General features: G+C 50.0%; 16 protein-coding genes and 2 pseudogenes. 12 read left to right on the top strand and 6 right to left on the bottom strand.

Annotated elements, in window-relative coordinates:
• Positions 1 to 413 precede the first annotated feature (413 nt).
• Positions 414 to 1,301 carry a hypothetical protein gene (locus MOMUL_RS06320; protein ID WP_062282990.1) on the bottom strand — a complete coding sequence of 296 codons (888 nt, stop codon included), beginning with the start codon at positions 1,299 to 1,301 and terminating at the stop codon, positions 414 to 416.
• Between the two features lie 379 nt (positions 1,302 to 1,680).
• Here MOMUL_RS06320 and MOMUL_RS06315 point away from each other — a divergent pair, with 379 nt between their 5' ends.
• From MOMUL_RS06315 to MOMUL_RS06300, 4 genes and pseudogenes are all read left to right on the top strand, one after another.
• Positions 1,681 to 4,215, top strand: a complete 2,535-nt coding sequence (locus tag MOMUL_RS06315; protein ID WP_062282987.1) for a tetratricopeptide repeat-containing glycosyltransferase family 2 protein — start codon at positions 1,681 to 1,683, stop codon at positions 4,213 to 4,215.
• 4 nt (positions 4,216 to 4,219) lie between these two features.
• Positions 4,220 to 4,510, top strand: a pseudogene (locus MOMUL_RS06310) (sugar phosphate nucleotidyltransferase); the annotation flags it as partial.
• Complete coding sequence (locus MOMUL_RS17825) at positions 4,449 to 4,850, top strand: GDP-mannose 4,6-dehydratase (protein WP_084785504.1); 402 nt, start codon at positions 4,449 to 4,451, stop codon at positions 4,848 to 4,850. The pseudogene MOMUL_RS06310 and the gene MOMUL_RS17825, both read left to right, overlap by 62 nt.
• A gap of 189 nt (positions 4,851 to 5,039) precedes the next feature.
• Positions 5,040 to 10,196, top strand: a complete 5,157-nt coding sequence (locus tag MOMUL_RS06300) for a glycosyltransferase (protein ID WP_062282979.1) — start codon at positions 5,040 to 5,042, stop codon at positions 10,194 to 10,196.
• Positions 10,197 to 10,363: 167 nt separating this feature from the next.
• On the opposite strand, the pseudogene MOMUL_RS15685 reads toward MOMUL_RS06300, so the two are convergent.
• Positions 10,364 to 10,852, bottom strand: a pseudogene (locus MOMUL_RS15685) (ISNCY family transposase); the annotation flags it as partial.
• A 111-nt stretch (positions 10,853 to 10,963) separates the two neighbouring features.
• Here MOMUL_RS15685 and MOMUL_RS16150 point away from each other — a divergent pair.
• The 3 genes from MOMUL_RS16150 (at position 10,964) to MOMUL_RS06275 (ending at position 12,975) form a co-directional block, all read left to right on the top strand.
• Positions 10,964 to 12,229, top strand: coding sequence for a ComEC/Rec2 family competence protein (locus MOMUL_RS16150; RefSeq protein WP_062282972.1), 1,266 nt, complete (start codon positions 10,964 to 10,966; stop codon positions 12,227 to 12,229).
• Positions 12,230 to 12,343: 114 nt separating this feature from the next.
• The gene (locus MOMUL_RS06280; RefSeq protein WP_062282970.1) at positions 12,344 to 12,568 is read left to right on the top strand and encodes a type II toxin-antitoxin system HicA family toxin; all 225 of its coding nucleotides are present in this window, start codon (positions 12,344 to 12,346) and stop codon (positions 12,566 to 12,568) included.
• Positions 12,569 to 12,618: 50 nt separating this feature from the next.
• Positions 12,619 to 12,975: a type II toxin-antitoxin system HicB family antitoxin gene (locus tag MOMUL_RS06275; protein ID WP_062283374.1), complete on the top strand. Its 357-nt coding sequence runs from the start codon at positions 12,619 to 12,621 to the stop codon at positions 12,973 to 12,975.
• Here MOMUL_RS06275 and MOMUL_RS06270 read toward each other — a convergent pair.
• The 3 genes from MOMUL_RS06270 to MOMUL_RS15680 are packed head-to-tail and all read right to left on the bottom strand — an operon-like array spanning position 12,957 to position 13,707.
• Complete coding sequence (locus tag MOMUL_RS06270) at positions 12,957 to 13,190, bottom strand: hypothetical protein (RefSeq protein WP_062282967.1); 234 nt, start codon at positions 13,188 to 13,190, stop codon at positions 12,957 to 12,959. The genes MOMUL_RS06275 and MOMUL_RS06270 overlap by 19 nt on opposite strands.
• A gap of 9 nt (positions 13,191 to 13,199) precedes the next feature.
• Complete coding sequence (locus tag MOMUL_RS06265) at positions 13,200 to 13,427, bottom strand: hypothetical protein (RefSeq protein WP_201786474.1); 228 nt, start codon at positions 13,425 to 13,427, stop codon at positions 13,200 to 13,202.
• Positions 13,408 to 13,707, bottom strand: a complete 300-nt coding sequence (locus tag MOMUL_RS15680; RefSeq protein ID WP_084785503.1) for a hypothetical protein — start codon at positions 13,705 to 13,707, stop codon at positions 13,408 to 13,410. Before MOMUL_RS15680 ends, MOMUL_RS06265 begins: the two co-directional genes overlap by 20 nt.
• Before the next feature lie 396 nt (positions 13,708 to 14,103).
• Here MOMUL_RS15680 and MOMUL_RS06255 point away from each other — a divergent pair, with 396 nt between their 5' ends.
• From MOMUL_RS06255 to MOMUL_RS06235, 5 genes are all read left to right on the top strand, one after another.
• On the top strand, positions 14,104 to 15,696 hold the full coding sequence (locus tag MOMUL_RS06255) for a flagellar hook-associated protein 2 (RefSeq protein WP_201786473.1): 1,593 nt from the start codon (positions 14,104 to 14,106) through the stop codon (positions 15,694 to 15,696).
• Between the two features lie 118 nt (positions 15,697 to 15,814).
• Entirely contained in the window at positions 15,815 to 16,342 is a 528-nt protein-coding gene (gene flgN / locus MOMUL_RS06250) for a flagellar export chaperone FlgN (protein ID WP_062282956.1), read from the top strand.
• Between the two features lie 143 nt (positions 16,343 to 16,485).
• Positions 16,486 to 16,845: a flagellar protein FlaG gene (locus MOMUL_RS06245; RefSeq protein ID WP_062282955.1), complete on the top strand. Its 360-nt coding sequence runs from the start codon at positions 16,486 to 16,488 to the stop codon at positions 16,843 to 16,845.
• 6 nt (positions 16,846 to 16,851) lie between these two features.
• The gene (fliS, locus tag MOMUL_RS06240; protein ID WP_236713012.1) at positions 16,852 to 17,277 is read left to right on the top strand and encodes a flagellar export chaperone FliS; all 426 of its coding nucleotides are present in this window, start codon (positions 16,852 to 16,854) and stop codon (positions 17,275 to 17,277) included.
• 35 nt (positions 17,278 to 17,312) lie between these two features.
• Positions 17,313 to 17,516 carry an AbrB/MazE/SpoVT family DNA-binding domain-containing protein gene (locus tag MOMUL_RS06235; protein WP_062282950.1) on the top strand — a complete coding sequence of 68 codons (204 nt, stop codon included), beginning with the start codon at positions 17,313 to 17,315 and terminating at the stop codon, positions 17,514 to 17,516.
• A 40-nt stretch (positions 17,517 to 17,556) separates the two neighbouring features.
• On the opposite strand, the gene MOMUL_RS06230 is transcribed toward MOMUL_RS06235, so the two are convergent.
• Positions 17,557 to 18,126, bottom strand: coding sequence for a Uma2 family endonuclease (locus MOMUL_RS06230; RefSeq protein WP_062282948.1), 570 nt, complete (start codon positions 18,124 to 18,126; stop codon positions 17,557 to 17,559).
• Between the last annotated feature and the right edge of the window lie 230 nt (positions 18,127 to 18,356).

The raw sequence follows: 18,356 nt of genomic DNA, 5'->3' as shown, positions 1-18,356 counted from the left end.
AAAAGCCTTAGAGCCCCCCGCCCGACAACGTGGCCCGAAAGGGCGGGCGTGAACGGTGGAAAAGCCGGGGGGATTGGCCAATCAGCAGCCGAGCCCCTGTACCGAAAGGTTGGGGAAGGTTCAACGACTAGGACGTACCACCTAAACCCTTTGGGGCATGGTGATGAGGTCCGTAGGGTATAAAGCCCGAAGCGCCCGGCCCTCTGGTTAAGCAGAGGTGAAGATATAGTCTTTTCGGTTTCCGAAAGGAACCGGCCTGGAAGAGCACAGGCAAACCAGATGCCGCAGCAGGTACTGCAGCTTCTAAGATAGTAAGAAAGAACCGGGAGGGAAGAACCCTTCCGGTTCTTTAATTTACCATTCCCCTTTTCCGGAAACAAATATAGTTGGCCTGATATGCTGGCTTTTGATACTTATGCCAGGGCCGGCCATTTAACGATGATGTGGTCCCCTAATTCCCGGTAGAGCTGGGCTTCCTTTGCGGCAAGAAGATGCATCAAAGAAACTTTAACTTTCATTGAAGCTATTTCCAGCCCGAAAGGCTTGATCATTTCGATCATATGATAAACATCAGGTATCTTTCCAGTATCGAGGCACCATCCCTTGCCGTAGGGTACCTTTTTGAGATTGAAACGCAACTTAAATGTTTCTTCAATATGCCGGGCCAATAATAGATTTTCTTCCCTGGTAAAGCTCATCGTATAAAGGGTGATTCTTGGTATTAAATAAATTTTATTGCCGTTTCTACTATAATTAATTACCAGGGTACCATCATCAAAAAATAGGCAGGCCAGGGCCAGGGGGGAAGTGAAAAGTTTGAGGTTATGTGTAGTGATAATTTTTTGCCCATCCTTAAAAAAAGCCGTGTATAGCTGGGAGAAAACCGGGTGTGATGGCCCCCGGAGATGGTTATCGCGCGTAATTCTAAATCCTAACCGCTGGAGTTTCTTTTGTTTCCATTCCCTGTAGTCTCTCTGGGCCTCTCCAAAATGCTCCCGGTAATAGGCATTACGGCTCCTGGGGGCATAACTCAAGGTACCATCACCTAAAATACTTCCTACCAGGATCGCCTTTTCTTCTTCGGTGAGGCGAATGGCGGGTATAGCGGCAAGGTATTTTTCCTCTTTGGCCCGAAGTAGATCCTGGTGTTGCCTTTGCCAGTATTCCGGCGATTTACGTATTTTATGCTGCGAAGCAATCTTTTTTAAGGTTGATATTGATATGCCCAGTTCAACTGCTAGATATTTATTATCTGAATCCGGATAACGCTCCTTGATTATATTCAGTAATTCTGACTTCATATCCTGTCTCCTGACTTTATAGTATCAAGAACATATATTCGCTATACTTTTTGTATTTCCTGCAGTTATAATTTCGGTTTACAATTTTTATCTTTTCTTGGCTGGAATTTATCGGCCGGGTTTGGTATTCCCTCTAACGGGGCCGGGAGGACATGGTTGGTGGCTGGGAACTGTAAATATTTTTTGACAGAGAATTATGATTTCCCCACAACGAGCTTAAGTATCCTACTGTACTGCCGATATCACAAAATAAGATAATCTGAGCGTGCGTCCCGGACCTGCCCGGCGGCAGTGCCAGGGAGGAGAGGTCGATGTCTCTTTCCTAAACATCTGAGTGTACCCCCTTTTTTTATCGGCAAAAACCAAAGGAGATGGCGCTATGACAGATACCCGGGCGTTCCTGCTCATCCTCGACGGGGAAGAAAAGAAAGTTCTAAAAAAGTTGGACGGCGCGGGCTTTGAGGATGTCCAGCTCTACTTCCCCCTGCTGCCTCAGCCAGGGGGGACGAAGCGGACCGCCTGGTGGGCGGCAGCCGCCAGGTTATTTAACTCCCTGGGCGCGGGAACGGGCAACCGGGTCTTTTACTGGGGGCCTTCCCGTTTTTTATCCAACTTTTTGCATCACCTGGACGCCGGCAGGGGGGAGGCCTTTGTCTGGTCCCACTGGGAAAGGGTACCGATAGATGGCGTATCCCGTTTCTACGGCGCCCTGGGGGCCTACCTCCCGGAAGAAGCTGCTTCCGTAACTTTACCTACCCACCTGGGCAACCGGTTCTTTGCCAACCTACTGGAAGAAGAACTGGCTAAAGCAGGGAACACTTTGACCCATCGGGGCCGGCCCTGGCCCTCCCCGGAGGAAGAACTGGCGACTGCCAAGGGCAGCGCCCGGCTGACCCTGGCCCTCATCGCGAAGGACGAGGAGGAATTCCTGGCCGGCTGCCTGGAGCAGGCCCTTCCTTACGTGGATGATATCGTGGTCGTAGATACGGGTTCCCATGACCGGACGGTAGAGATCGCCAGGGCCTACGGCGCCAGGGTGATCGAGTATGAGTGGAGCAACGATTTTGCTGCCGCCAGGAACGTCTACCTTGAGGAGATTACCGACGGCTGGATAGTCACCCTGGACGCCGACGAGTACCTCACGCCCGAGGCGGGGATAGCCCTGCGCCGCCTGGCGGAAAAGGGCGAACCCAAGGTTTACTACCTCCGCACTTATAATTACCACAACGAAATCGTGCCCCACTTTTCCGATCAGGCCAATATAAGGATGATCTGGCGGGCTGAAGACCTGCGTTACACCGGTAAAATCCACGAGCAACTCCAGACCAGCCTGCCGCGGGAGCTCTTTGGCGGTCCCATTGTCCTGCACTATGGCTATCTCCCGTCTGTCAGCATGCGTAAAGGCAAGCTGGTACGCAACGCCGGCATCCTGGACGAAACCACCAAGGAAGGGACTGCCTTCGACTGGTACAATAAAGGCTTAAACCTGATGGCTATGAACAAACCGGCCGAGGCCCTGGAAGCTCTGGAGAAATATCTGGCTATGGAAGCGCCGGAATCGGCGCAGTACCGGCCCTCGGTCTACTGGCACGCGGCCCGGGCGGCCCTGGCATGCGGCAGGCGGGAGGTGGCCCTGGAGTATGCCGAAAAGGCATGCCAGGTGCCCATGCCGGAGTGCTATTTTACAAAAGGCCAGATCCTTGAGGCCCTGGGTCGCACTGACGAAGCCATTGCAGCCTACAGGGAGGCCGCCTCTTTGCCCGATCCGCCGGCAAGCATCTTCCAGCTTTTCAACCAGAGCGATTCTACCATCAAGCTGTGGCGGGCGGGCATTGCCGCAGCAGCCCTGCTGGAAAAGGAAAAACGATATACCGAGGCCGAACAGGAATACCGGAAGGTCCTGCAGGGCGATATGGCCAATCTCCCCGCTCTCGTCGGCTTGGCCCGGGTCAAGCGTCTGCAGGGCCGTTGCCGCGAAGGATTGAAATGGTCCAGGCGGGCGGTAGAGATCAGCCCCCAGGCGCCTGAGGCCCATGTTGAATATATTGAAGGCTTGCTGCAAGAGGGAGAGCTCGCCGCAGCATGGGATCATCTTAATGCGAGCGAACTCCCGGAAGGCCTCAGGTACGATTTGTACCTGGGCTTCGGCGATGTAGCCGTGGATAGGGAGAACTTCTCCCTGGCACTGGGAGCTGCGGAAGAAGCCCTGAAAGCAAACTCCAGCAGTGTACCCGCCCTGGTGCTAAAAGCCCGCTCACTCAAAGAGCTGGGGCGCCTGGAAGAAGCCGCGGAGATACTGGAAAACGCGCCTGTCCACCCGGAAATAGAAAATGAGCGCGGCTGCCTGGCCCTGGCCCGGGGCGCCCTGGATGAGGCAGAAGGTTATTTCCGGCAGGTACTGGCCCAGGATCCTGACCATGCCGCGGCCGCCACCAACCTAGCGCAGGTCCTCGTCTTGAAAGGAAAAGTCGAGGAAGCGCTGGCTGTCGTTTACCCCCTGGCCACCTTGAATCGTAAGCAGCCCTCAATCCGGGCCATGCTCCTGGCGGCGCGCTGTTTGAATTCCCTGCAGAGATACCTCGAGGCCCTGAATTTGCTTTCCTTTATAGAAACCGGGGGCATGAAATCTAAAGAGCTTGTCGAGTGGCACCTGGTTCGTGGTAACGCCTACTTCGGCCTGGAAGACTGGAACATGGCCGCGGACTGTTACTTCGAAGCTTATAGCCTTAATCCCAACGACCCGGAACTTCTCTACCGCATTGGCCTTTTGATGGTTAAGCTTGAACGCTGGGAAGACGCCGAAAATGCTTTTGCCGGGGTGTTGAGGTTTGAACCGGGTAATAAAGATGCTTGTACTTTGTTGGAAATAGCGAGAAATATGAGGGCTCTGGGTGTAAGGTGGAAAGAGTTGTAAAACGATGAAAGGCCTTATCCTCTCGGGCGGCAAGGACACCCGCCTGCGCCCCCTTACATACACCACCACCAAGCAGCTCATTCCCGTGGCCAACCGGCCTATTTTATTTTTCGTCATCGAGCAGGTCGTCCAGGCCGGGATAAGGGACATCGGCATCATCATCTCCCCAGTGACAGGGGAGAGCGTGCGCCAGGCGGTGGGCGACGGCAGCCGCTTCGGTGCGCAGGTAACATATATACTCCAGGAAAAGCCGCTGGGGCTGGCCCACGCGGTACTTATGGCCCGCGATTTTCTTCCACGGCTTTCACCGCCGAAGGGCCGGAGACGGCTTTAATCGTCAATTTCCCCACCGAGCTCTACAACTACCAGCAGCCGCACGAGTACCGCCGGCCTTACAACGACCCGGACCCATCCCCGTCTACGGCGACGGCCAGAACGTCCAGGACTGGGTCCACGTCGAGGACCACAGCTGCACCCTGGATCTGGTCTTGCAAAAAGGGCAGGCGGGAGAGGTTTATAACGTCGACGCCACTAACGAACACACCAACATGGACATCGTGAAAACTATTCTCCGGCTCATGAATAAACCCGAAACCCTCATTACCTTCGTTAAAAACCGGCCGGGGCACGATTGAAGGTATGCTATTAACTTTACTAAAATTAACTAAAACATAGGCTGGGAGAGTTCTTTAATTTTTACAGAAGGACTGGCGCGGCTAATCCAGTGGTATAGGGAGAATTATTCCCTGTTGGAGAGGATAAAAAGCGGCGAATAATGTTATTATGATTAATTCACATACAAAGCGGGGAGGAAAACTGAACCCATGGACAGCCGCTGGACTATAAAACATAGTGAAAAACTAAATGCTTATCAAGTTTATAGCGAAAAACTCAAGGGAGGAGCCTTTTTAAGCGTTTTCAATGCCTTCTCAATAGGGGATAAAGTTATCTTAAACCTTTTATTTGAAGATGATAATTACGTTTACCCCGTCTTATTTGCCGAGCTGAACCCCTTTGAAGGCAGGCTAACAGTACCGTCTAATGCCCTTGCTCTTATTACCGAAGATGTGGCGGATACCCTCCGGATACAATTATTACATAATGAAAGGAAACTCGGCCAGCATAGTACGCTTTTTTTTACTAAAGAAAATTCCTTTCTTGCCCGGCTTTTGCAGGGAATACGTAACCCACAGCGTACCCCTTACCTGGGATTAACCGATATCCGTACCCAAAAGAAATCTTATTTGCTTTATAAACAGATTGCTGAATCCTTAAAAACAAAGGCGCTAAACATTCTGGACCTCGGTTGCGGCAGTGGGTACGGCAGTGCTTTGCTCGCCAGGGCAGGTTTCAAGGTTACCGCCATCGATATGGACAATCTGCCCATTACCTATGCCAAACGTCTTTATACCGGCAACACGATTACCTTTGCCTGCCAACCTTTAGAGGAATTATTGCAGGTGGGGAAAAAGTTCGACGCCGTGGTAGCCTGCGAGGTTCTTGAACATAACGACGACTACGAGTCCTTTTTAAAAAAAATGGTTACTGTAACGCGTGCCGGGGGCCAGATTGCTATATCCGTTCCTTCCTGGTTTTACCATGGCATTGATCTCAATTCGGATCACCGGACTAACTGGACATTTTCTAGAGCCAACAAGGATTTAAAGAGATTTTTTAGGATTCATAGCAAGTATGTCATCAAGTGTGTTGAGGATCCGCAAAAATACTCTATCTGCCCGGTTTATTCAGAGCTACAGGGCGGTGAAAATTTCCTTTTTATCGGCGAAAACGGTCCTGCCCCGACAGGGTTTAATTCCCGCCCGTCTTCTGTGCTACTGGTATGCCATAACATCCCCCCCTATGAATATACGGGCACGCCCCTCGTCACCCGGAGGTACGCCCGTGAACTCCAGCGCCTGGGCTATCGTGTAGCGGTGCTGGTTCCTAATTTGCCGGTGGCTGATTCCAAAGGCAGGGTTGTTTTGGAGGAAAGTGATGGTGTACCCATTTATAGAGTACCCCCGGTGGATTTTATACGAACCTCTCTGGAAGCCCTTTCTAGTACCGACCGCCTTAAATTACAGCCCTTTGAGCAGATTTTTAACCACTTTTGCCCGGATATAGTCCATATAATCGACTATGTCTTCATGCCACCGCAAATCTTGCAACTGGCGGCGGATTACGGCACGGCGGTTATCCGGCATATCTGCAATACAGAAGAGATTTGTTTGCAGGGTTCCCCTGTAATCTCCCGTACCCGTAAGATATGCGCGGGCCCTGATAACCCGCGCGCCTGCGCGCGATGTATCCTCTCCCCCACCATAGCCGATAACGACATATTCACCGCCCGCCAGGTGAGCCAGCTGGCTGGCCAGATTAGCGGCTGGCAAGAGTATATGCACTATCTTTATAGCAAGATAGTGGATGCTGCAATTTTTACCAGCGTTTCTTTCGGCGATTATTTTTTAAAATACTTACCGGTGCCGGAAAAAAAGATATATCATGTCCCCCATGGCTTTCTTCCGTCTGCTTTTCCCAAAAGGAGACCAAGGGACAAGGAACGGGTGACATTTGGCTTTCTAGGGGAAATTGCTTTCCGTAAAGGAATCGATTTATTGATAAAGGCCTTTCAAGGCCTCCCGGAAAATAAAGTGGAACTCCTGGTTTATGGAAAAATTCGCGATCGGGTATTATTTAACGAACTGAAAGATGTGCCTTGCGCCAGGTATATGGGGGAATATACACCGGAAGATGTGGATAGTATTCTTCAGAATATCGATGTGGGTATTGTTCCCTCCCACTTTGAGACTTATTCCATGGTTTTAAGAGAATTCCTTTCCTACGGCATCCCTGTAATAGCTACCCGCTTTTTTGGTTCCGAAATAATACAGGATGGGGAAAACGGATTGCTTGTTGAAATCGGTAACGCAGAAGAGTTAAGGCAGAAGGTACTGGCTATCATTAACTATAAGGATCTTCTTGTTAAACTTCAAGCCGGGGCCTATGCTACGAAGATCCCCAGTATATATGAAGAAATCGATACTATCCATCATATCTATCAAGAGACTTATGAACGCAAATTTGGAGTAAGGGGAGGAGTGACCGGGGCATCCAGGAATAATGTCGAGCAGCTTGCCTCAATCATCATCCCCGTCTTCAATAATTGGGAGTATACCCGCCGCTGCCTGCTATCCCTGGAAGCCGCCGGTTACCGTGATAAGGCGGAAGTTATAGTGGTGGATAATGCTTCCTCTGATGAGACCCCGGCGGAGATCAAAACTCAATTCCCCTGGGTTAAGAGTATACGCCATGAGCAAAACCTGGGTTTCGCTAAAGCTTGTAACCGCGGCGCGGAAGCAGCGAGGGGCAAATATCTTGTTTTCCTGAACAATGATACTGAGGTAAAGAAAGGCTGGTTGGAGGCCCTAATCAACGCCCTGGAAAAGGAAACGAGCGCGGGTATTGTCGGCTCGAAACTGCTCTACCCTGACGGCCGCCTGCAGCACGCCGGTGTAGAGATTACCTATCCGGGGAGTTCATTCCCCATCTATGCGAGGCACCTTCGTTACGGCCAGCCCGACGTCCCGGATACCCGGCAGGAGGTGGACGCCGTTACCGGAGCCTCGATGCTAATTCGCCGGGACGTATTTTATGGGCTTTGTGGCTTTGAAGAAGCCTATCAAAACGGCTATGAAGATGTCGACCTTTGCCTTAAAGCCAGAGCCAGGGGGTACCGGATCATTTATGAGCCCACCAGCCAGGCAGTGCATTACGAAAGCAAGACCTCGGGCCGCTTTAACAACGAGCTAAAAAATTTCAATCTCTTCCACCGCCGGTGGCTGCCTTATGTGCTGCAGCACTACCGCAAAACTTCTCTCCCCAAGGAGTCCCGGCCCACGGAACGCCCGCCGGTCAGTATTATTATCGTTACCTATAACTCGCTGGCCGCTATAGCGAGTTGTCTGGAATCGGTTCTGGCCACAACGAGTGGTAGGGATGAAATCATTGTCGTTGACAACAACTCCCGGGACGAAACCCCTTACTATGTGGAGTGCCTGCAAAAAATTCTGCCGGAAGGCAGGATCAGGTTCCATTGTGAAACTGTCAATACCGGTTACGCCGGGGCTGCCGCCAGGGGGGCAGTGATAGCCAGTCGGGATTATCTTGTTTTTCTGAACCCGGATACTGTCGTTTATCCCGGCTGGCTGGAGGGCCTGCTGGGGCCCTTGACGGGGGACGATAGCCTAATTGCTGCCAGCGGCCCGGTATCCAATTATGCTGCCGGCCTGCAGAATGTGGTACATTACATTGGTCGCGAAGACCTGCAACAGAGAACTGCGGCTGACTTGGCTCAGGCCCTTGCTGAACAGCAGCGTGGGAAAATAGTCCCGACGAACCTGCTCATTGGCTTTTGCCTGGCGGTAAAAAGGCGGATTTACGAAGAGGTCGGGGGGATCGATACCAGTCTGTTCCTGGGCAACGATGACCTGGACTTCAGCTGGCGGCTGGCTCGGGCTGGATACCGTCAGATAGTCGTACCTTCGGTTTTTGTTTATCATTTGGGGCAAAAGAGCTTCCGGACGGAACCTGCCCCCAGGACTGCTTACCTGGTACAACAGAGCGCCAACCAGCTCTATGAGAAACTCTACGCCAGCTATGCCGGCAGCCCGCCGGACGGTAAATCCCTGTGGAATATCGAGTGGTTTACGCCCCAGAGGGAAAAGTTAAGTATCATCATGCCGGTTTATAAAGCGTCGGCAATTACCGCTAAGGCTCTGGCAGCTATCGGGAAGTGGACCGCCAGGCCCTTTGAGATAATAGTCGTCGACAACGGCAACGACCCTGCCCTGCGGGGGTTGATAAAAGAGTTACCGGAGGATTTACGGCGGCGGATTTTGTTGTTGACTAACGAAGAAAATGTCGGTTACCCAAATGCCTGCAACCAGGGCCTGGCGGCGGCGAGTGGCGAGTATCTGGTGGTCATGAATAACGACGTGCTGGTCACTCCGTACTGGGCTTCACGGCTGATGGCGGCCTTCAGTGTGGATAAGACCATCGGGATCGTCGGGCCTTATACCAATTTCGCCGCGGGGATCCAGGGGGTCCAGGGCTGCAATTATAGCGAGGATTCCCTGGAAACCTGGGCGCATAAATGGCACCAAAAGAATGCCGGCAACCTGAAGCTGATCAACCGCTTGATCGGCTTTCTCTGGATGATTAAAAGGAAGGTTGTCGATGATGTCGGCGGCCTGGACCCCTTATACGGTATAGGGAATTTCGAAGATGACGACTACTGCCTCAGGGCACAACTGGCGGGATATAAGCTGGTCCTGGCGGAAGATGTCTTTGTGCATCACTATGGCAGCCAGTCCTTCCGCCAACATTCTCGCGCCTATGCCGACATCTTGCAAACTAACGCCATGCTCTTTGCGGTTAAATGGGGAATACAGATGCATGGCAATAGCTATTCCCCGGTAGATGTGGTCAGCCGCGGTCCGAAGGGCTTTGATCCGGGTGATCTCTATATTCCCCTGCGATTTTCAGATATCTTTTCACCGCAGGTAGCTCCGCTGGATGTAGGTGCGGGCGGCCGTACAGGTATCCTTTGTATTCCCGACCCATCTGACAGGGAATGCCGCTGGCTGGAAGTGGTAAGGCAGTATGCCCACAATTATCACCCGGATGCTGAGTTCGCTCTGATCATCCGTGTCGAGCCTTCCAGGGTGGAGTGGCTGAACCAGGTGGTGTCGGCAATCCAGCAGATGGCCCTGAAGGAGAAAATCGACCTGGAACGGGAGGACATTGTCATCGAGGCGCGCCAGATTCCTTCCAGCCAGCGTGGCAGTGTTTATCGGGCGGCTCGCTACTTCATCCCCTTGCCCGGTGTGCGGCGGGAGGCGCTCTTGCGCGAAGCCCGGGCGTGCGGCCTAGAAGTGATTGACCCGGAGCAGGTGGGTAATGTTGTATTATCTTACCGGTAACCCACATCAAGCTTTCCGTTGTGGTGGCACATGTACAACGTGGACCCCAGGTTGCAGCCCGCGCCATGCGAGCGGATGTGATGGAATGATCCTGATAAAGCGCTGGCTTGAGTGCTACATTAAGCAATAACCAGCGCCTATCGGCAGGAAATCCTGCCAGCCACGTCGAAGGCTTTGCAAGCTTTACTGATTTTACCTTTCCGGGGTAAGCTGACTTGCTTTACCCCAAGTTGATGGCAACTATTTTTGTTCCCTGAACCGCCAAAGGCCCTGAAGTATTTTGCCGAACCTCTATCGGCAGCGAGGGCACGGGGTGGATGGTTGAAAGTCTCAGTATGGTCCTCCACTGAGCCAAGGAGCAAGGTATCATCCGCTGGGTTCCCCCTAACACCTCATAGCCGGTGATTATCATGTGTTCTGCTTCCTGGAGCAGCACCTTATAGCCAAACTCTACCGGGGCATGGGCCTTACTCTTTTTAATGGGCCGGGCTTCAGTATCAAAGATACTCACCACCCGGTCGGGAAGATGCAAACCTCTTGGACGGTTGCCGTTGGGGTTACAATCTTTTCCGTGCAGCTGATAGTTTCTTCTAACGTCTGAACCAGGGATGGATTTTCCTTTTAACTTGATCTCCTTGTTGATGGAGGGTGTCCTTGAGATAATAGAGGTTCTGACAGCCTCCCAGCGTTCTTTGTCTTTTAGTATGGTGAGTGAAATTACATCCTCTGTAGCTTACAGTTAAGAGGAGAGGGGGGTATCGCAAGCTATGTCAAATTTTCAGGCGATTTACCAGTTTCATTTTCATAATGTCGGCCAAGGGCTGTTCTATACAGGGCAGATCGAGGACTTTTTATTTGTGTATGATTGCGGTAGCAGGTCCCTAACCTCGGTGGTTAGGGCCATTGACCGCTGGTTTAGCATGTATTCGAGCTCAAAATCAACGATAGATGTCCTGGTAATTTCTCATCTTGATAATGATCATGTGTCCGGTCTTGATTATTTGCTTGGACGAATGTCAGCAAAACTTGTCATTATGCCTTACGTTTCTCACTTTGAAAGGATGCTGCTGGCTCTAAGGGCCACTAGAGTACCAGATTGGTATGTTTCGTTTATTAAAGACCCGGTAGATTATCTTTTGGGTACACAAAAAATAGCCCGAATTATTCTTGTTTTACCCGCAGGAGAAGAATACGAACGGGAGGGCTTGGCGGGGCCTTTTCGAGAAAATGATTTTGCGAATGAGCACTGGGAATTTAGAGATGAGCTATGGCGAGTGCTGGAACCAATGCTGGAAGAGGAAAAAGAGGAAACGAGACAAAGGTGGAGAACTCACCTCAGCGGCGGAAAACTCAGGTTTAGAACGCATCACGGGAGGGTTGTCCCAGTAGCAGAGTGGGAATTTCGTTTCTTCGTGCAAAAGGTGGAAGATTCATGTCTGCAAAAATTCAGGGATTGCCTACATAACTTATGTAATGCCTCTGAACTGCAAGAAATTTTACGTTGTAAAAGCAAAAGAAATCGAGTGAGAAAGTGTTACAAATACATAATTGGAACTAACAATAGGCTAAATGCAACTTCTCTAGTTTTGTATCATGGGCCCCTTAATAGAGCCAGATCGATTACCGTGGAATGCAGCAATAATATTGTTTTTTCTTATTATCCATTGCGTTATTGCAACGCACCGGAGCATTGTCCTGGTTGCTTGGCAACTTTATTATCAACGCTGGGTGCTGGGCAACTCCTTATGGGTGATCTTGATTTGACGAAGAATTATAATGACTTTAGTAACCATATGAGATCTGAGCTTCAGTCAACGGCCCTATGTCTCCTTCCACACCATGGCTCCGAAAATTCCTGGGAGCCTACCTTGATGAACGATGCGAGCAAATGTCACTTATGGGTGGCTTCAGCCGGCATCAATAATAAGCGGAATCGTCATCCAAGTCCATTGGTTATCCATGATATTCTGAAAAACGGTAACGCTTTCTTTTGGGTAAACGAGCTGACGGGTCTATCCTTGGTTTATTGTTGACCACTAGCGTTGCATTTACACAAAATGGTTACACTCCTGGATGCTTAATCTTATGTCCTTTGTCTTGAATAATAGTATCGAATATGATACTTTATAAGCAAGGAGGAGGTGCTAATGGCAGGAGTAGAAAAAATTATCCAGAAGATGCAAACGCAGCCTAACGGGATTCGTTTTAATGAAGCGGCTCAAGTGCTGGAAAGTTTCGGCTATATATTAGTGAGAAAGAAAGGCTCCCACCGTCATTTCCGAAATAGCCAGGGCGATGTCATTACAATCAAAGAGGAAAATCCGTTAAAGGCTGCTTACATTAGGGATATCCTTGAAAGGATCGGGAAATAAAAAGCCGGGTTCTATCCCTGGAAAAACAAATGAACTCCTGCCTTGAAACCATGACCGAAAGTAGAGACGTCAGCTACTATATGAATTTACCTTACACTTATTTAATTCAGCCGGTAACAGATGAAAGTGGCAACTACTTTTTCGGGCGAGTACTGGAATTCGATGGTTGCCAGAGCCATGGCAGCACTTTTGAGGAAGCATATCAAAATTTACGTGAGGCTATGGAAGGATGGTTGGAAGTAAAGCTGGAACATGGAGATCCCATTCCAGAACCTACCGGCAGCGAGAATTACAGTGGCAAATTTGTGCTACGGATTCCTAAAAGTCTTCATAGAAAACTGGCCATAGAAGCGCAAAAGGAAGGAGTTTCCTTAAACCAGTATGCCCTTTACAAGTTGAGCAGGTAATTAAAGACCGGAGGAGCCGCTGTATAAATCTTCCTCATAACCTGCTGTCCCTTTAAATGTCTTTGATAATTTTTTATTGAGCCAATAAAATCTTCCATTAGGTCTTCATTATTGGGGTCTTCTTCAATAAGCTCCGCCTCAAGAAAACGTAGTAGCCTGGCCTTATCATCACAGTCCAGTTGTTTTATTTCTTTAATGATTTGTTCCACGGCCATAAATCTTTATCACCTTTCCTTTACATCATATCCAAGCGACTGTAAAAAGTTTCTACAATCCTCCCAGCTCAAGCCAAAAGCGATGGTGTCACTTAAACCTAACCGTGCTACTATATCTCTTAGTAATGGCAAATCGCCTTCCTCAAATTCCCCTTCCATCATCACTTTTTCAGCCCAGTCTACCAATTCAGCAAGGGTAAGGCGGTGACCAAGGTAGCTAATTAGCTTGTTGGCCACATCCTGTTTGGTTATCACTTTCTTCCACCTCGCTAACCTTCTCATGACCTTGATCTACAGGGTATTTTCGATGCACTTCAACCAATTGCCTCCGGTTATCATAAATCTCCTGGTAGAAGTAAATAGTATTTTCGTTACTATCTACTTCCTTTACATACCTGGCACTCCAACCCCTGCGGCCAGGAACGTCATACCAATATCTTCTTCCCCCATTTGGCAACTCATCCCAATTACCAAACTTCTTTTCGTTCTGTCTTCTTTTTACCTGTATAGTATCCATGATTTATTTCTCGGCCTCTTTATCCCCGACTATAGCATAAGCATAAATAGTTCATTTTTAACCTCTTACCCAAAAGACTTTAACCGCGTTCAATATTACGTTCTTACCACTATTTTACCCCAGGCCTGCCAATTTATCAATATTGCATGGTAATATAGCACAAGCTTGAACGCTGGGAAGATGCGGGGAATGTCTTTGCCGGGGTCCTGCGGTTAGAGCCGGAAAACAAAAACGCCCGGATGTTTCTCGAGATGGTACAAAAGGCCAAGTGCCTGGTGCGGGGCTGAAGTTAAGCCTCAAGGTTTTTTCTTTTAACAACCACCTTACTAAACTTTCGCACCTAATAGACGAATTATATTTACTAAGAGTTAAGGACGAAAGGGCGATGATGGCCTGGTGATAACTACCAATACCTTAAACACCCTCAGGATCAGCGGGCTGGCTTCCGGTATAGATACGGAATCCATTATTAAGAGCCTGATGGCGGTCGAGAGGATACCGGTCGATAAATTAAAGCAGCAAAAGCAGATTCTCCAGTGGCAGCAGGAAGACTACCGGACGATTAACAACAGCCTGCGCACCTTCCGGGATAAAGTCTTTAATATGAAGCTGCAGGCGACCTATTTAGCTAAAAAGGCGACCAGCAGCAACGAGGGCGCAGTGGGAGTCACCGCTACTTCCGCTGCCGTCGAGGGCTTTTATACTATAGACATTCAGAATTTGGCTAAGGGTATCACCGTCATGAGCGCTAATAGGTTAAATGAGGAAACAGCATCAGACGGAACGACTAAAAAGCTTGCAGAGCAGTTTGGTCTTAGCGGGACCATTACTTTTACCCTGGAGGGTTCAGTTAAAAACGCGGACGGGAGTTATAAGCAGCAAACGTTTAGCTTTGCTACAGGCGAAAAGACAATCTATGATGTGGTAAAAGAAATCAACGCCGCTAACCTGGGGATTCAGGCTTCCTACGACAGTGTCAACAATCGTTTTATGCTTATAAGCCCTGGTACCGGGGAAACCCAGCATCTTAAGGTAGTAAAGGATGATAATAGTTTTCTAAGCGGTACAAACAGTACATTACAGCTTCAAATAACATCGGGCGTTATAGGTACATCTGAAATAACTTCACCTCAATCCCTTGTAGTAGGTACTGACTATACCGGTGTGAACGCCCAATTTACCCTTAACGGCGTTACATTTTCCGAGCCCACCAATACTTTCACCATCGCCGGCGTCACTTACGAGCTGCGGCAGGCGAACGTTACCGCCAATGTAACCGTCAGCTCCGATACTGATGCTATCATTAACTCCATCAAAGATTTTATAAATGCCTACAATGATGTTATAGGAAAAATTAACGCTAAGCTGGCCGAAACCCGCCACCGGGATTATCCTCCTTTGACCGACGACCAGAGGAAGGCCCTATCAGATGACGAGATCAAAAAATGGGAGGAGCTGGCCCGGAGCGGCCTGCTGCAAAACGACCCGCTCCTGGACGGGATAGTAAACACCATGCGCCAAACTATGGCCACCATAGTGCCGGGATTGACGGGTAGTCAGTATAATGATCTTTCGGATCTGGGGATAACCACCGGCCTTTATGAAGAAAAGGGCAAGCTCTATATCGATGAGGCTAAGCTCAGGGATGCCATCCAGAAGGACCCCACCGGCGTGATGAACCTCTTTACCAAAAGCGCCGATAAATACAGCGAAAAGGGCATCGCCATGAGGCTGTATGACGATGTCAATAACGCTATCTCGCAAATTTCCAAGAAGGCCGGCAGTGACAGTACCTTTACACTGGCCGATAACAGCTACATTGGCCAGCGCCTGCGGGAAATCGATGAGAGTATCAATGATATGGAAGACCGCCTCAAGCAGGTGGAGGACCGCTACTATCGCCAGTTCACGGCCATGGAACAGGCCATCAATCAGATGAATGCCCAGAGTGCCTGGCTGGCACAGCAGTTCAGCATGGGCAGCCGGTAGTAAAAAGCGGGCGCTCAACCACCAGCAAACAATATTGAAGGAAAAGGGAAAAGTCGGGAATAGCGGCACGGTCTGGTCCTGCCCTGAGGTATAAAACGGTCAACAGGAGACGGGGAAATTGGCAAACGAGCTTGTAGCCCTGCTGCGGGAAAAAAAGCGGCTCTGGCAAGAAATTTATAACCTGACCCTGGCCCAGGGAGAGCTTCTGACCCCGGACAGGGCCGGGGAGCTTTTACAGGTGCTTGAACGCCGGGAAGAATGTATTGCCGCCCTTAAGGTCCTGGAGGATAAGATAAGTGACCGGGAAGCGGAGCTGCCGGTCGCGGGCCGGGCCATGAAGACGGGGCACATTGCCGGCAAGGTACAGGAGAACAGGCAGGGGCGGGATGAATCAGCTATTCCGGTAGTGCCTGCAGGCGATGGAAGTGCCGGCGGTGAGGAACCGGAGACGGTGGATCTGCTCCTTGGGAAGATAACTGCCCTGATGGAAAAAGTAAAAGAGGCAGACGAAGAAAACCGCCGCAGGATAAGGGAGAATTTTACCCGGTTTAAAAAGGAGCTAGAAGATTTCCGTAAGGTTAAAAAAGCTGTGCTCGTCTACCACCGGGGTGGCGGCAGCGGTTTTTTTATCGATAAAAACTTGTAAGTGACCCAAGATTTTCCGGTTACAAAGTTTGAGCGAACAGCAGGTAAAGTTGAAACCGCTGCTGCCGATATTAGTTTATAGCAGCAGGCGCGGGCAAGCGGCGTTTTTAAAAGTATAACGTATAAGGGAAAGGAGGCGGCCTGATGCGTGTCGAAGGGGTTGACCCGCTGGTCTTAAACCAGGTGCAGAACCAGACGGCCGGTTTTCAGGTCCAGGAGAGCAAAGGAATTAAGATTAATACTGAAAGAAAGCAGCAGCAAGAAGAAAGGCAGCAGCCGGGAGAAAAGCAGCTGGAAAAGTCGGTCGAGCAGCTCAACAAGGCCGCCGAAGCTTTTAATATCGAACTGCGGTTCAAAGTCGACCGGGAGAACAATGAGTTATACGTTTATGTCGTAGATATCAACGAAGGAAAAATTATCCGCCGTATCCCACCGGAGAATGTTATGGAAGTTGCTTCCCGCATGCAGCAGATGGTGGGACTGATCCTGGATACCTTGATATAAGAGCAGGTGTTACCCGTGGCCGTGAATAACCCTTACCAGGCCTACCGGCAGCAGCAGGTCTTTACCCTTTCCCAGGAAAAACTGGTCCTGATGCTGTACGACGGCGCCCTGCGCTTCTGCCGGCTGGGAGTAAGCTGCCTGGAGAAAAAAGATTACGCGGGGGTAAATAATAACCTTCTCCGCGCCCAGGATATCATCAAGGAATTGATGATTACCCTGAACCATGATGCGGGAGAAATTGCCTCCAATCTCCATCGTCTTTATGATTTTATGCTTTGGCATCTTATCCAGGCAAATCTGAAAAAAGACGCTAAGATGATTAATGATGTGATTGATATTCTCCAGCATTTGCGCGATGCCTGGGAAGAGGCGGCCAGGATATACCGCACCCATGATTACCGGACGAGGACCGGCATGGACCGGCAGGGCTGATATTTGCAAAAAGGCAGGGGCGGGGGAAAAAACTCATGAGCAAGCAGGTTGAGATAACCAAACTATCAAGCCGGGGGCAGGTAGTTATCCCGAAAGAAATCCGGCAGGAGCTGGGTTGGGAAACGGGTGATCATGTAGCCGTAGAAGTACAGGGAGATATGGTCATCCTGCGGCGCCTGCAGCTGGAAAGCTGCCGGGAAGAAAGGCCCCGGCAGGCCAGGATGAGTTTAATCAAGTAGATGAAGAAACGGGTGCGGGGATGGCGGGAAAAGCCCGGGGCTAATCTCCCGGTATTATATCCTGGACTGGAATGTTTAGTCCCGGGAAAGCCAGCAGCGAAATATGGTCGCCGCGCCCGTATTCTTTAACCTCTCTATACCCGGACGGCGAAGGCAGGCGATAGGCAGTCACCTGCTGCGCCTGGAGGTTAACCAGCCATACTTCATTTACCCCGCCCTTCGCATACAGGTTTACCTTTACTTCGCGGTCATAGGCCACCGAAGTGTCAGCCACTTCAACTAACAATAGCACGTCCTCCGGCCGGGGGTGGAAAGAAGCATAATAATCATCGCGGGCCTTAAGCAACATCAAGTCAGGCTGGGGTTCCGAGTTTTGATCCAAGCGTAAAGGGTTCTGGGTGTCTACCAGGGCATTATCGCCTATTTTGGTGCTAAAGATGCGATTCATCCGTCTCACACATGCGGCGTGCCTGGTCCCTATTGGCACCATCTCTATAATCTCCCCATCAATCAGCTCTACCCGGTCATTTTCTCCTAGAATGCCTGCCCGGGCCATCTGGTAATATTCGTCAACAGTAAAACGCCGGCGGGCAACCTCGACTGCCGCCATTCTTTAGAACCCCCTTTCTTCTGTCCTTCCCTTAATGTTATATATTACAGCCCTATATCCTTTCCACGATGATTGTCGTATCTATACCGATTCCAGGCTGATTGTGATGGCTATATTATACCACAGTTGGAAGCGAAATCTTTAGAGGAAAGAAAAATAGGAGGCTGTTCTTGAAGGGGTGGAACGGTTCTTTTTTTTTTGGTTAAATTTCTCTCAACCTGCAGGAATTT

This window comes from Moorella mulderi DSM 14980, from assembly GCF_001594015.1.
Taxonomy (GTDB): Bacteria; Bacillota; DSM-521; order Neomoorellales; family Neomoorellaceae; genus Neomoorella; species Neomoorella mulderi.
Note: the sequence above shows the minus strand (reverse complement) of the source record. Positions and strands in the feature narration are given on the sequence as shown.